General features: G+C 63.3%; 4 protein-coding genes. All 4 read left to right on the top strand.

Going from position 1 to position 15,827, the window contains the following annotated elements; genetic code table 11:
* Window positions 1–79 precede the first annotated feature (79 nt).
* The 4 genes from secA (at window position 80) to ACZ1JW_RS15855 (ending at window position 15,797) form a co-directional block, all read left to right on the top strand.
* Window positions 80–2,815, top strand: a complete 2,736-nt coding sequence (gene secA, locus ACZ1JW_RS15870; RefSeq protein ID WP_465141272.1) for a preprotein translocase subunit SecA — start codon at window positions 80–82, stop codon at window positions 2,813–2,815.
* 210 nt (window positions 2,816–3,025) lie between these two features.
* Window positions 3,026–4,765: a ShlB/FhaC/HecB family hemolysin secretion/activation protein gene (locus ACZ1JW_RS15865; protein WP_465141271.1), complete on the top strand. Its 1,740-nt coding sequence runs from the start codon at window positions 3,026–3,028 to the stop codon at window positions 4,763–4,765.
* The gene (locus ACZ1JW_RS15860) at window positions 4,765–12,663 is read left to right on the top strand and encodes a hypothetical protein (protein ID WP_465141270.1); all 7,899 of its coding nucleotides are present in this window, start codon (window positions 4,765–4,767) and stop codon (window positions 12,661–12,663) included. Before ACZ1JW_RS15865 ends, ACZ1JW_RS15860 begins: the two co-directional genes overlap by 1 nt.
* Window positions 12,660–15,797: a CHAT domain-containing protein gene (locus ACZ1JW_RS15855; protein WP_465141269.1), complete on the top strand. Its 3,138-nt coding sequence runs from the start codon at window positions 12,660–12,662 to the stop codon at window positions 15,795–15,797. Before ACZ1JW_RS15860 ends, ACZ1JW_RS15855 begins: the two co-directional genes overlap by 4 nt.
* Window positions 15,798–15,827: the final 30 nt, after the last annotated feature.

Raw genomic sequence — 15,827 nt, 5'->3', positions numbered from 1 at the left:
CCGGCAAGTCCGTTGCCTGCAGAGGCGCATCCCGCATGCGCCCGAACCCCTACACTACAGTTTCGACAGGAAATTCCGCATGTTCGGCTCAATCGCCAAGGCACTCTTCGGCTCGTCCAACGACCGTTACGTCAAGTCGCTCGACAAGATCGTCCGCCAGATCGCGGCGTTCGAGCCGCACCTTCAGGGCCTGTCAGACGATGAACTGGCGGCGCAGACGCCCAAGTTCCGGCAGATGCTGGACGAGGGCAAGACGCTCGACGATATCCTGCCCGAAGCCTTTGCCACCGTGCGCGAGGCATCCGTCCGTACGCTGGGCCTGCGCCACTTTGATGTGCAGATGATCGGTGGCATCGTGCTCCATCGCGGCGAGATTGCCGAAATGCGCACCGGTGAAGGCAAGACGCTGGTGGCGACGCTCGCGGTCTATCTGAATGCGCTTGAGGGCAAGGGCGTCCATGTCGTCACCGTCAACGACTACCTCGCCCGCCGCGACGCCGAGACGATGGGCGTGCTCTACAAGTTCCTCGGGCTGACCGTGGGCGTGATCGTGCCGAACCTCAACGAGGAGCAGCGGCGCGAGGCGTACAATTCGGACATTACCTACGCGACCAACAACGAGCTTGGCTTCGACTACCTGCGCGACAACATGAAGCATACGCGCGATCAGATGGTCCACCGTCCGTTCAATTTCGCGATCGTCGACGAAGTGGACTCGATCCTGATCGACGAGGCGCGCACGCCGCTGATCATTTCCGGGCCGACTGACGACAAGAGCGATCTCTATCTCTCGGTGGACGCGGTGGTGAAGACCATCGATCCCTCGCTATACGAGGCCGACGAGAAGACCAAGAACATCACGCTGACCGAAGAAGGCGTTGAATGGGTCGAGCGCGCGCTGGAGACGGCAGGGCTGCTCGAAGGGTCGAACCTCTACGACGTCGAGAACACGATGGTCGTCCACCACCTCGACCAGGCACTCAAGGCTAATGTCATGTTCAAGCGTGACATCGACTACATCGTTAAGGACGACAAGATCGTCATCATCGACGAGTTCACCGGCCGCATGATGGACGGGCGTCGCTGGTCGAACGGTCTGCATCAGGCAGTGGAAGCCAAGGAAGGCGTGCGGATCGAGCCCGAGAACCAGACGATGGCCTCGATCACCTTCCAGAACTACTTCCGAATGTACCCGAAGATCTCGGGCATGACGGGTACTGCTGCAACCGAGGCTCCGGAATTCTTCGACATCTACAAGATGAACGTCGTCACCATCCCGACCAACGTGCCGGTGCTGCGGCGTGACGAGGAAGACGAGTTCTACAAGAACACGATGGACAAGTTCGGCGCCATCGCCAAGCTGATCCGCGAGAAGTACGAGAACGGGCAGCCGGTGCTGGTCGGCACGGTCTCTATCGAGAAGTCGGAACTGCTCTCCGAGTTCCTGACCAAGGAAGGCGTGAAGCACAACGTCCTCAATGCCCGCTTCCACGAGATGGAAGCGCACATCGTGGCGCAGGCCGGGCGGCTTGGCGCGGTGACGATCGCAACCAACATGGCAGGGCGCGGCACCGACATCCAGTTGGGCGGCAACGTAGAATTCCGCATCGAGGACGAACTGCGCGATCTCCCCGAGGGGCCGGAGCGCGACGCAGGCATTGCCCGCATCCGCGCCGAAGTCGCCGAGGAAAAGGCCAAGGTTCTTGCCGCCGGTGGCCTTTGCGTGATCGGCACCGAGCGTCACGAAAGCCGCCGCATCGACAACCAGCTGCGCGGCCGCTCTGGCCGTCAGGGCGACCCGGGCATGAGCAAGTTCTACCTCTGCCTCGAGGACGACCTGTTGCGCATCTTCGGCCCGGACACGCTGTTTGCCAAGATGATGAACAACAACCTGGCCGACGGCGAGGCGATCGGTTCGAAGTGGCTGTCGAAGGCGATCGAGACCGCGCAGAAGAAGGTCGAGGCGCGCAACTACGATATCCGCAAGCAGGTCGTCGAATACGACGACGTGATGAACGACCAGCGCAAGGTCATCTACGAGCAGCGGGCCGACATCATGGATGCCGAGGCGGTGGGCGACGTGGTGACCGACATGCGCCATGACACCGTGAACGCGATCGTCGGCGATGCCTGCCCTCCGGGTTCCTACCCCGAACAGTGGGATGTGGAGGCACTTTCAGCACGCGTACGCGACGTTCTGGGCATCGAGATTCCACTCGAAGCGTGGATGCAGGAAGAGGCGATCGAGCCTGACACGATCGAGGAGCGGGTGCAGACGCTTGCCGACGAGCACATGGACCGCAAGGTCACCGAGGTGGACGCCATGGCATGGCGCAGCCTCGAGAAGTCGATCCTGCTTGAACGGCTCGACCACCACTGGAAGGAGCACCTCGCCACGCTCGACGCGTTGCGCCAGGTCGTGTTCCTGCGCGCCTATGCGCAAAAGACGCCGATCAACGAATACAAGCAGGAAGCCTTCGGCCTGTTCGAGAAGATGCTCGATGCGATCCGCGAGGATGTCACGCGCATCCTGATGACCAGCGAAATCCGTTTGCGTCCTGCAGAGGATTTCCAGCTTCCGGAACTTCCCGACTTCCTCACCAGCCACATTGATCCGTTTACGGGCGAGAATGACGCGCTGCCAATGGCTCCGGCCCCTGCGATGTTCGGCGCGCTGCCCCCGCAGGCGGGCGGAACGCTTACCGCAGCGGCTGCCGGAACCGATCCCTTTGCAGGTCAGGGAATCAGCCGGAATGCGCCATGCCCTTGTGGCTCAGGCCAGAAGTACAAGCACTGCCATGGCATTGCTGCTTAACGCTTTCGGCCGCTGTAAACGAAATGGCGATCCTTCGGGGTCGCCATTTTTTATCCAAAACCAAGCATTTGCGTGTTTGCACCTTGTGCAAAATGTGGTTGATCGAGTTTGCAGCAGAAACATTTGCTGCTAACATGAACGCAACATAAACAGAAAAGTCTTCGGGCCGCGTCGTTGATTTTCCGACGGGGGCACTTGCAAATGAGGTTCATGAATTCGCGGAAGCGTGGCTTGCTGTCGGGGGCAGCGGGTCTGGCGACGCTTGCATTTGCACCGTTTCCGCAGGTGGCCTTGGCGCAAGTGGCTGGCCCGCCATCGCGCGATGAGCTTCGCGGCATTACCGGGCAGGCGCCTGCGGCTCCCTCACAATTGTCGATCAAGGGCGGCATCGAACGTTCGCCCTGTCCGCTCGACGATCCGCAATATGCGGACATCAAGGTTACCATCAGCGAGGTGACCTTCAACAACCTGAAGGAAGTCGCGCCCGAAGAACTGGGCGAGACGTGGAAGCCCCTGGTCGGCTCGGCTCAACCGATTTCGGTGCTGTGCGAGATACGCGATGCAGCAGGCACGATGCTGCGCAACAAGGGCTATCTTGCTGCGGTTCAGGTGCCGACCCAGAAGATCGAGAATGGCCAGATCCGCATGGAGGTGATCTATGCGCGGATCGCTGCTGTCCGCGCCCGCGGCGAAACGCGCGGGGCCGAGCGCAAGCTCGAGCAGTATCTTTCGGCTCTCACTGGCGACGAGGTGTTCAACCAGCGCCGCGCCGAACGCTATCTGCTGCTCGCCCGCGATTTGCCGGGGTACAACGTACAGCTCACGCTCAAGCCTGCCGGTACGGGCGCGGGTGATCTGGTGGCGGAAGTCAGCGTGCTGCGTGAGCCTTATGCGGTCGACCTCACCTTGCAGAACCTCTCCTCCGAAGCCACCGGCCGGTTCGGCGGCCAGATCCGTGCCCAGTTCTTCGGCCTCACCGGCATGGGCGATGCGACCACGCTTTCCTATTACGCCACGTCCGATTTCAGCGAGCAGCACATCCTGCAGGGCTCGCACGAATTCCGCCCGGGTTCTAAGGGCCTGATCGTCGGTGGCCAGCTCACTTACGCGTGGACCAAGCCGGATGTTGCAGGCCTGCCGGCCAATGTCTCGCTCGACGCACGCACGCTCTATGCCAGCCTTTATGCGCGCTATCCGCTGCAGCGCTCGCTTTCGCGCAACATCTGGCTGAGTGGTGGTTTCGACCTGGTCAATCAGGACGTCGACCTGATCGGCCCACTGACGCGGGACAAGATTCGCGTTGCGTGGAGCAGGCTCGATCTCGATGCGGTCGATACCAATCACGCCGTGCCGAAATGGCGCGTCTCGTCTTCGCTCGAGCTGCGACAGGGCCTGTCGATCCTTGACGCAACCAAGCCATGCACCGGGCCCGGTTGCGCCACGCAAACCCCGGCGAGCCGGGCCGATGGGGCGCCGAGTGCAACCGTCGTGCGCTGGCAGAGCGAATACGAGCGGGCTGTGGGCCGCATCTCGTTCCTGTTGGCTCCCCGCGCGCAGTATGCGTTCAAACCGCTCTACAGCTTCGAGGAATTCTCGGCGGGCAATTTTACCGTCGGGCGTGGCTTTGATCCGGGCGAACTGATCGGCGACAATGCCGTCGGCGCTACCGCCGAGCTTCGCGGGCCGCGTTTGCCCTTCGGCAGCAGCCGCAGCATCCGCATCCAGCCCTTCGTCTTTGCCGATGCAGCATGGGTCTGGAACAAGGGTGTGCCAGGTTCCGAACGGCTCACGTCGGCCGGTGGCGGCATCCGCTCCGATATCGGCTCGCGTTTCCGTCTTGAGGCCACACTGGCCGTACCGCTCGAGAAGGTCGGCCTGCAGGCCAAGCGTTCCGATCCCCGTTTTCTCGTGACCCTGACCACACGGCTCCTGCCGTGGAGGAGCTTCTGATGCGCGCCATGCTTCCCGTCACCCGCCAGAAGTTGCTTTCGGCATCCGGACTCGCGCTGGCGACCGCTCTGGTGGCGTCAGCGCCTGCACTGCGCGCCCAGTCGTTCCAGGCAACGCCGACATCCACGTTCGGTTCGGTCACCATCAACACGACGCCGACGACGACAGCGATCACGGTCTCCAGTCCGAGCGCTGTGATCAACTGGACTCCGACCGACACCACAGCGACCGGCGGGCCGATCATCTTCCAGACATCCGGCACAACGGCGACATTCACGAACAACCCGGCCGCAAACTCCGATTTTGCGGTTCTCAACCGTATCATTCCTTCGGGCTCGACCCGACCGATCCAGTTCGACGGTACCGTTGTGTCTCGCTTGCAGACGGCTGCGGGCGGTCAGGTCCCGGGCGGGACGGTGTTCTTCTACAGCCCTGGCGGCATCCTGATCGGCGCATCGTCGGTATTCGACGTGGGCAACCTTGTCCTGACCACGTCGGACCTGAACTTCGACAGCGCCGGCAATTTCGACAGCAGCGGCTCTTATGTGTTCCAGCCGGCAACGGTCGCAGGCTCGCAGATCATTGTGAATGCCGGTGCCCAGCTTGGCGCGACGGTGGATGGCTCGTACATCGCAATGGTCGCGCCTTCGGTGACGAACAACGGCACGATAACCGTCAATGGCTCTGCCGCGCTGGTAGCGGCCGATGCGGCCACGATCACCTTCTCACCCAGCGGGCTGTTCGACATCCAGGTCGATTCCGGCACCAGCGCTACGGGAACGGTCGCGGCAAACAATGGTACAATCACGGGGCCAGCAGCCTCGGGCGGCACTTTCCTGCATCGCATCTACATGGTCGCCGTTCCCAAGAACGATGCGATCACCATGGCGATCAATGCTGGCAGCACGCTGGGCTTCGATATCGCCGGGGCGGCGGATGTCAGCGGCAATACGATCATTCTCTCGGCCGGACACAACGTCAATGGTGGCAATCCTGCCTTTGCTCCGTCTGCAGGCGGGGGGACGGGCCTCGTCTCGATCACTGGAGGCGATGCAGACATCACCTCCAACTTCGTCGCCAGCGCAACCGGCGGAGTGGTCTTCGGGTCGACGTCGAGTGCGGGTCTTGATTTTGCATCGAACGTTTCGATCGAAGGAACTGGTGGCAACAACTCGATATTCTCGAACACTGGCGGCAGCGTTAACGTCGCCGGTGACCTGAGCATCTCCGGGGACGCTTTCGGCGCTATTACCTCACCGGATGTCACGGCGCGCAGTGCGGAAATCTATGCCACCGATGGCGGTGCAATCACCATCGGCGGGAACGTGCTGATCACCGCAAACGCCTTTGGTGGCGCGGCCGTTGCGCCCGGCGCAACGGGCGGGCAGGCAACCGGATCGTTTGCCAAGATCCAGTCCAACAACGGCGGACAGATCACGATCTCAGGTAACGCCACGCTTCAGGCCAATGCGCTTGGCGGACAGGCGCAGACGACTGGCGCAGGTGGTGGAGGTGCCACTGCTGGCACTGCTTGGGTGCTGAGCACGGGCACCGGAGGCTCAAGCGTCCAGATCGCCGGTACCGTCGATCTTTCTGCAGCGGCGACGGGGGCCAACGGCCTTGGCTGCGTTACCTGTACACTTGATGGAGGCAGCGCTCAGGGCGGCCTTACGGCAATCCGGGCGAACGGCGATTCAACGATCAGCATCGGTGCAGCAGCCCAACTGACCGCTAGCGCTCTGGCAGGAAGCTCCGCAACCGGGGCCGGTGGCAACGCTGCGGGTGGTCAGGTCAGCATCTTCACGCTTGGTACCTCGTCACTCTCGCTGCATTCCACCACCGGTTCCGCCAATGCCGTTGGCGGTGATGGCGCGACAGCGGGCGGCTCGGCACTCGGCGGCAACGTATCCCTGTCGACCAACGCCACGTCTGGGACGGGTATCACCATCAACGGACAAGCTCGGTTCGATGCCTTGGCATTTGCCAGCAACGGCATTGGTGCGAGTGGCGCATCTGGCAGCGCCAATGGCGGTTCGGTCAACATTTTTGCCAATACGACCGACATCAGCATTACCGGAAGTCTGGATGTATCGGCAGGGGCATTCGGGGCAACGGGCGCCGGATCGACCTTGGCGGTCACGGGCGGTTTTGTCACTGCTGAAGCCCGCAACGGCGCAACTCTCTCGGCCACGACAGGCATCTCGCTTACAGCAAATGCAAACGGCACGCCCGCGGGCGGGACTACGGCTGCCGGCGCGGCGACCGGGGGCACTGTCGATATCTTCGCCAACGGCGGCACGGTGCAGACGGCAGGTCTGTTCATGACCGCCAACGGCAGCGGGGGTGCTCAATTCGGTTCGGCAGCTTCAGGAGCCGGGAACGGTGGTCTGGCGCATGTGCGTGTGTCCGCTGGCGGGCAACTCCTTGCAAGCGGGGATATCGATGTCGCCGCAACCGGGCGGGGCGGTGATGGAACTGATGGGTCCGGTGCGGCCGGCAATGGCAACGGTGGCATCGCTCGCATCACGATGACCGGTGGCCAGCTTTCAGGCAACGCGGCACTCTCATTGGTGGCCGAAGGCTATGGCGGCAATGGCACCGTTGCAGGATCCGGGCAGGGTGGCAGTGTCAATATCGCAATCTCGGATGCCGCGTTCACGAGCAATGGCATTGCCTACATCGGAGCGATTGGATCGGGCGGGGATCAGACCAGTTTCACGCCGGGCAGTAGCGCCGGTAGCGCAACGGGTGGGTCAATCCTGTTTACTTCGAACCGCAGCACGGTTCACCTCAGCCAGACGGGCGATGCAACCTTCGAAGTGACCGGATTTGCCGGTTCGGGCGAGACCCCGGCCAGTGGCACCGGTGGTGGCATCCAGTTTTCAGCGAACAGCTCGACTGTCGATGCTTTCAACAGTCTGAACCTGTTTGCAGAAGGCGTGGGCAGCCTCGGCATCGCCGGCGGCAATGGCGGAGACGGTGTAGGCGGCGACGTTTCGCTGCTTGCAGGATCGGCGGTTTCAGCCGTCACGCAGATTTCGGCGCCGACGCTGCAGATAAGCGCAACGGGACGTGGCGGAGACGGCGCAATTGCGTTGACGCTTGGTCAAGTCAGCGGCAGCGGCGGCAATGCCCAAGGTGGTCACATCACGCTCTTGTCGGCCCCGGATGGCGGAGTTTTTTCTTCCGGACAGTTGCTGGCGTCTGCTGCTGCTGTCGCCGGTAGCGGGGCCGATGGCATTTCTGGCACGCCGACCGGCGGGCAGGGTGGTGTCGGCGGGACAGCGACGGGGGGGCGGATCAATATAGGTTCGGCTACTCCGGCAGGCGGAACTGGGGCAGGAGGCTACCAGTTCGATTTCGCTTCCATGAGCGTACTCGCGCAGGGCGGCAATGGCGGTAATGGCGGTTCAGGTCCTACCCAAGGTGCTGGCGGCAGCGGCGGTGCGGCCACCGGCGGTTCCGCGACAGTGTTCCTCGACCTGGCGGGCAGCACCTTCTCCGCCACCGGCGACGTCAACTTCCTGGCCGATGCCAATGGCGGCAATGGCGGGACGTGCGGCATAACCTGCACCGCTGCGGGTGGGAATGCGCAAGGCGGGGCGCTCAATCTTGGGACCGGCCTCGGTTCTACCGGACGCGACATAACCATTGGCGGCACGCTCACCATGAGCGCGCTGGGCTTTGGTGGCGGCTCCTATGGCGTGACGGGCGGTTCCGCGACTGGCGGAACCGTTCTCGTGCGGCTCGATTCCGGCATGAGCTTCAGCGCGAGCCAGGTCGAGCTCTACGCCAGCGCAAGGGGCGGCGACGAGTTCACCAACCAGACCGGGGGCAGTGCCCAGGGCGGTTCCGCATCGTTCATTGCCTCGGGCACCAGCACGGCAACCGTTTCCGGCACGATCAACATCTACAGCGACGGTAACGGAGGTAGCGGACGTGACATCGGTGCGAGCGGCGGCGAGGGCACCGGCGGCACCAGCAGGCTCTACAGCGGGGGCGGGGCAATCACCGTCACTGGCGGCACAGCTATCGAGGCCAGCGGTTTTGGCGGGGCCGGGAGCTTCGACAGCACCAGCGGGAGCGGGGGTGCTGGTACGGGTGGCACGGCGCTGCTCACGGTGGGAACGCCCACGGCGCTTGGCAACAATGGCAACATCAATGTCGGTGGGTTCACGTTTGTTACCTCCGAAGGCACCGGGGGCGATGGCTGGCAGGGTGGCATTGGTACTGGCGGCTTCGTAGGTATCTCGGCGCGTCAGGGCACGCTCACGCTCGATACCGTTTTCGCGACTGGTGACGGTTTCGGCGGATATGGTCTGCTGGGTGGAAGCGGCGGCTCGGCGACCGGTGGCACGCTGGAGGTATTTGCCAACAATGCTCTGGAAGGCGCTAGCCAGGTTACCATCACCAGTCTGACCGCCGATGCGTCAGCCTCTGGCGGATTCGGAGGTAATGCAGGTGTCCCGGGCGGGACCGGCGGCGTCGGCGGTGCGGCCGAGGGCGGCTCGGTGATCGTGGCCGGCTCGGCCGGGAGTGGCCGGATGCAAGTTGGCAGCGTGAATGCGCTCGCGAATGGGACAGGTGGTGGTGGCGGACTGGGTGGGATCGGCGGTGCCGGAGGCAATGGCACTGGAGGTGCCGTGCAGATTGGTACGGTCAGCGGGCTCGATACCGGCTCCTTGAACACCGGTTCCGGCACTTACGCAAATGTCCTTGCCTTTGCGGCAGGCATTGGTGGTGATGGCGGCAGCGGAGACGCCTCTACCGGAACAGGCGGCGCAGGCGGCAACGCTTTGGCCGGAGGCACCACGCTGCTCGTCCGGGGAAGCCAGACGACGATCACTGGTACCGGTAGTTTTGCCGCGCACGCAGTGGGTGGCAATGGCGGGGCGGGGGCCACGCTCGGCGCAGGCGGCAATGCCTCGGTCGGCAACGTTACCAGCGTCGATCAACTGGCAGGTGCGGCGCTTGTCATCACGAGCCGCTTCCAGCAGCCGACACAGCGTGGTTCACTCACGGCGGGGGATCTGAGCTTCAGCGCGACTGCCACGGGCGGCACCGGGTCAGTGGCCGGTACCTCGACGATGATCGGCGATGCGGTCGACGTCCAATTGATCAACGGCGACTTCACCGGCACGAACCTGTCGCTTCAGGCGACGGCTGACGCCGTTACGCCAGGCTCGCTCGCTGAGTTCATTGCGATGACCGGCTCTTCGGCCAACCTGACCGGCGGCTTGTTGTTCACGACACCTGGCGCGTTCTCGCTCACCCTCGACCAGTCTGCACTGAACGCCGACCACGTGTCGATCAGCGCGGGTAACTGGGTGTTCGCCGCAAGTGCACCCGCAACGGTGGGCACACTGAGCGGAGCGTCCTCGCTCAGCCTTTCGTCGGGCCAGGATCTGGTTGGCTACGCGAACCTCAGCACGCAAGGATCGCTCACGCTGCTGGCGGGCGGTCGGATCGATTTTGGTGCCCTGTTCGCGCTGGGCGCGATCGACGTCACCGCTGGCAATTCGCTGACACTTGGTGATGTGAACTCGGGCGACTCGATCGACCTGACGTCGCAGGCCGTTGCCGCGACCGGCAACCTGACCGCAGCAACGTCCATTTCCGTGACGTCGGCAAGCAATGTGACGACAGGCAATCTCGCCGCCGGATCGGGTACGCCATCGGGAGCCAACGGCGACCTCTACTCCATCGGCATTCGCTCTGGCGGAAATGTTGTGACCGGCGCTGTCTTCGCCGCTTCCGACCTCGGCATTGCTGCTGCGGGCAATTTGACTACGGGCTTCGTCAGGGCCTTCGATAACCTTCTGCTGGCTGAAGGCAGCGTCAGCGTCGATAGCCTTTCGATTGTGAACCGGACGCTGATCGCCAACAGTTCGATGGCAGTTCTCGGCCAGACGCCCGCCGGGTTCGATAAGGAGCTGGTCTTTGCGGCCGTACCTGTCGCAACAGCCGGGGCCGTAGCGATTGCCAATCAGTCGACGTTCGGCACCTTGCGGATTGCGGCGGGGACCACGGTTACTGCAGGCAATCTGTTCGCTGGTGGCAGCATTGGCGTGACCAGCACCGGCAACATGAACTTCGGCAATGTGCAGGCGCAGAGCAACCGGCTTGAGCTGATTTCGCGCAGCGGTTCGATCACGGCCAACAACCTGTTTTCCCAATCGGATGTCCTCGCCAGCGGCGCTGCAGGGCTTTCGCTCGCGCAGGTGCGTGGGCGGGACCTTGCGTTGCTGTCGAACGGCAATGTTTCGGTCCAGCTTGCGCTTGCCGGAATCGTGACCAACGCCACGACAAACCAGATCACCAATGCGACCGGACGCCTGCTGATCGCCAATTCCTCAATGCTGCCGGTAACTTCGGCCCTGCCCGGATCGATCAACTACAATGCGCTTTTCGCAGCAACGCCGGTTCGCACGGGCGGCACTGCAACAATCTCGCAAGCAGCGGTGGCTGGGCGCATCTCTGCTGCGACGGCGGGCAACTTTACCGGCGGCGGCATGGCAGGTTTCAGCGGAATCGAGGTCGAATCCGGCGGCCTTGTTACCGTAAGCCAGCGCTGGGGTGGGCCGCAGGTTACTATTGTCTCGGCAGACATCGCCATCATCGACAATGGACCCAATACAACCGGACCGACCGGACCGACCGGCCCGCAAATCTTGTCCGGCATCCGCACCACGGAGACCGGTTTTGTGGACCTGATCTCAAACTCGAGCAGCACCGCGCTGATCGGTGACGGGCTGACGGGGAGCGGTTATTCGCTGAGCAATTCCGAAATCGGTCTGATCTCGACGGGCGAACTGACAATCGCTGCCGTGGACCAGTCAGCCAACGCCACGGACATGCTGATCGGCAACGTCTCGCTGACAGCGGGCGGGACGATCGGATCGACCATTGCTGCCGGCACTGCAGGCAAGATCATCTTCGCATCGGGCAATCTGCAGACCCAGACGCCGGGTGGCGCGATCCGTGTTGTGGGGACGGTCAACGGGACAGGATTTGCGCAATCCAACATCCTCGAATTCACGACCGGCAGGTTCGAACTCGATGCGGCGACAGGGGCGATCAACCTCACTTCGGCCAGCCAGCAGACGACCGGTGCGCCGCTCGGCGGCGTGATCGAGATCAACGCGGCGAATATCCATGTCGCAGCAGGGAGCATCCTCGAAAAGCTGTCGGCCGATCCTCTCTATGCAGGGCGGATCGAGGAACTGAATGCCCCCGCTGCCGTGCAACGCCCCGAAGGTGTGTTGCGCGCGCTCGGGCTGGATCTATTGCCTACAGGGACCCTATACATCCAGAATACCGGGACGGCGCTCAATCCGGCAGGTTTCCTGGCGAACTTCGATCTGGTCGACGTGACGGCCCCGACCAACGCGACCCCCGGCACGATCTCGATCGTGGTCAACGGAGCCTTCCAGACGCCGACAGGCATCGTCTCCGGCTTTGCCGCACACGATCTGGTGGTCAACGATCCGGACGCGAACTTCGCACCCTACACGGCCGATAGCCAGATCAACGGATGTCTGCTCAGCGCGACAGTCTGTTCGGTCATGCCGGAAGGGCCGGACACGATCGGCCAGATTTCGGGTCAGATCGAGATCATCTCGAACCAGACGCTCGGCTCTACGCCGACCTTTGTCGAGGAACCGGCGGCTCCTGCCAGCGAAGAGGGCAGTGACGATGAGGCTCCACCGCCTCAGCAGGAAGAGGCAAGCGAGGGTGAACAGGCAGCGTCCAGTCCGATCGCGCCACCACCACAGCTTATCGACAGCAGACCGCTCGAACCGCAGACGCAGGTCGAGCAACCCGTGGCAGGCAGCGGCAACCCCGCTCTGATCGGCTCGGTGGTCAACGAGAACAGCGCGGAAGGAGACGACCAGTGAACGCGCGGAACAACGGATCGATGAACACGCTGCGGCGTGGACTCCTGCTTGGCCGTGTCTCGCTTCTGGCGGGCATGATCGCCACGGCCATACCCACATTCGCTGCCGAAGGGCAGCAACCCCTGTCCATTCGCAATTCCTTCCGTGTCGGCAGTTCGGGTGTGACCTGTACCGCCCAGAACGCGCCGCTCGACAAGCGGCTCGGCGGCATATTCGACCGGAGTTACCGGCTGAGCTGCCGCGATGCCTCGGGCGCAGTGGGCACGCTGATTGCGGTACGTCGCGATGTCGCGATGGGAAGCGAGCCGACTGGCTTGCCGGGGGTTACCCTAGCCTGTGGTGGCGACGGCGCAGTGATGATCGAGGCTCTGGGCCGGGTTGTGGCGGTCAATTGCCGCGATCAGGCAGCCAACGTCGACTACAAGCGCTACGCGGTAAAGCGGGGTGGAACGACCTACTTCGTAGAAGGGCTGGCCGGATACGATCCCGCGCTTCGTCTGGCGCTTGCCAGCGTCATTGCCGATGCTCCGGTTGCGGGCGAGATCCGCGTGGCTACGACCGAAGTCAGCGATCCGGCAGCTTTTGCCCGTGTCCAGGCGGGCCAGCTCGACCGGCTCGGCGCGCGGGACGAAGGCTATTTGCGCAACAATGGCGGGCGCTTTGCCGAATCGTCCGAGTTCTTCGAGGCGCTTGCCAACCGCGATCGCAACTCGGGTTCTGCGGGTTTGGCAGAAGCGCTGGCAAACCAGGCTCTTCAGCAATCGAACCTTGGCAACTTCACCACGGCAGACCGGCTGCTCGCGCAAGCCGGATCTGCCATGGCGCGTGGTGACGGGGTTACCCAGCGGTTGATCCGCAACTACCGGGCGATCAACCGCCTGAACCAGCGCAAGCCTGCGGCAGCGCTCAAGGAGCTCTCGACGCCGGTCAATGCCATCGGCGATGTCTTTGACCGAGGCAGCCTCGAAGCCGGTTTGATCAACATGCCACTGGCCGAACAGATCAACCGCGAAAGTTCGGCGCTCAAGCGGCTTGGCGCGGTCGACCCGGGGCTGAGTGATACAGAGCGGGCCGAGATACTCGATGCGCAGGCCGATGCGCTCAAGGCTACAGCGACGCGCCTGCAGGGGCGTTACGACGAAGCGATCAAGGGCTTCGAAGGCGCCGGACGGCGGCTTGAGGCCGTTCGTGGTGGCCGCGTTGCTTCTGCGGGGTGGCTGCGTTCGGAGATCCAGATCGAGCTGGCGCTTCTTGCCGAAGCACAGGGTCGCAAGGCAGACAGTGGCGCGGCATTTGACCGTGCCATTGCGCTGATCGGGGCCTCCTTCCCGCAATCGCCTGCGCTTCTGGCAGCGCAGGCGCGCAAGGCCGCATGGCTCGGTCGTTCCGGAGACGAGGCCGGAGCGCTAGCGCTCTATGGCAAGGTCGTTGAGGACAGTCTGGTAGTGCCCGATGCGGGTACGACGCTGCGTGATCTGCTGGGGCCGTACTTCGGACTGCTTGCGAAGAGCGGTGGGGTCGAAAGCGCGAAGGCGACCTTTGCCGCATCGCAGGTGCTGCAGCGACCCGGCGTCGCGCAGACGCAGGCGGTGCTGGCCCGTCAGATGTCTGAAGGCAATGACGAGGCAGCGGCCCTGTTCCGCCTCTCGCTTGCCCGCACACGCGATATTGCCCGCACCGAGGCGCTCGTCGAGCAGCTCTCGACCGTTGCAACTCCCGACGCCCAGCAGGCCGCAGCACTGCAATCGGCGCAGGATAACCTAGCGTCGCTGCGCCGCGATCAGACCGCGCTGGTGAGCAAGTTGGCAGCCTTCCCGCGCTACAACGTGCTGGCGCCGCGCAGCGTGGAATTGGTCGAGCTGCAATCGGCCCTGAAGGGTGGGGAGTCCTATTACAAGCTGATGGTCGTGGGCGAGCGGGTCTATGGTCTGTTTGTCACCAAGGGTGCTGCGCGCGTGGTGGACCTTAGCCTTTCGCCTGCCGACATGGCAAAGCAGGTCAAGGAGATCCGCGATACCATCGTCAAGGTCGAGAATGGTCAGCAGGTCAACTATCCGTTCGATCTCGATAAGTCGCGCGCGCTCTACAAGACGCTGTTCGGACAGGTGGAAGACATGCTTCCCACCACGCGGCACCTGATCTTCGAGCCCGATGGCGCAATGCTGCAACTGCCGCCGACGGTGCTGGTGACCGGCGATAAAGGCGTCGCCGAATACAAGAAGCGGATGGAGAGCCCCGACGGCGATCCGTTCGACTTTACCGGCGTGGAATGGCTCGGCCGAGGGCGCGAGGTAACGATCGCGGTGAGCCCGCGCGGGTTCCTGGACATCCGCAAGCTTGCTGCGTCCGGTGCACCTCGGAACTATCTGGGTCTGGGACACAACGCCAAGCCAGCCGCACGCCCGGTCACTGCGGTGGCCGATGAATGCGACTGGCCGCTGGCGACATGGCAGAACCCGATCTCGGCTGACGAACTGCTATTTGCGCAAAAGAAGCTGAGCCTCGGGGGCAGCGCCGTGAAGACCGATGCGGCCTTCAGCGACAGCGCGCTGCTTTCCGAAGCCGATCTCGACCAATACCGTGTGCTGCACTTTGCCACGCATGGTCTGGTGACTGCACCGCGTGCCGATTGTCCAGCGCGACCCGCGTTGGTGACCAGCTTCGGTGACATGGGCTCCGACGGGTTGCTGACCTTCCGCGAGATCTTCGACCTCAAGCTCAATGCTGATCTCGTGATCCTTTCGGCCTGCGACACGGCGGGCATGGCAACGGTCGCTGCAAGCCGCGAGGCTGGCGTGACGACAGGTGGCAACTATGCGCTCGACGGGTTGGTCCGAGCCTTTGTTGGCGCGGGGGCTCGCACGGTCATCGCCAGTCACTGGCCCGTGCCGGACGACTTCGATGCGACCAAGCGCCTGATCGGCGGCGTGATCGATTCCATGCCGGGTCAGGAACTCGCCAACGCGCTGGAGAGCGCGCAGGAAAAGCTGATGGATGACCCGAACACTTCGCATCCGTTCTACTGGGCGGCGTTCATCATCGTGGGCGATGGCGCGAAGCCGCTGGTCAGCGGGAAGGCACCGATGACGTCGGTCGAGGTGCCTCCTGCTTCAGCTGTGGCTGCAAGGCGGTAGGGGGCTGAAAAATCCGGTCAGGTTACCGTT

This window comes from Novosphingobium sp. BL-A-28-Hi1-0D, from assembly GCF_055521755.1.
The sequence above is the reverse complement of the archived record's forward strand: the minus strand, read 5'-3'. Positions and strand labels throughout refer to the sequence as shown.

What these genes read in the sequence shown, in the direction of transcription:
- ACZ1JW_RS15865 (WP_465141271.1), top strand. Translation starts at nt 3,026, where the DNA reads ATGAATTCGCGGAAGCGTGGCTTGCTGTCGGGGGCAGCGGGTCTGGCG.
- secA (WP_465141272.1), top strand. Translation starts at nt 80, where the DNA reads ATGTTCGGCTCAATCGCCAAGGCACTCTTCGGCTCGTCCAACGACCGT.
- ACZ1JW_RS15860 (WP_465141270.1), top strand. Translation starts at nt 4,765, where the DNA reads ATGCGCGCCATGCTTCCCGTCACCCGCCAGAAGTTGCTTTCGGCATCC.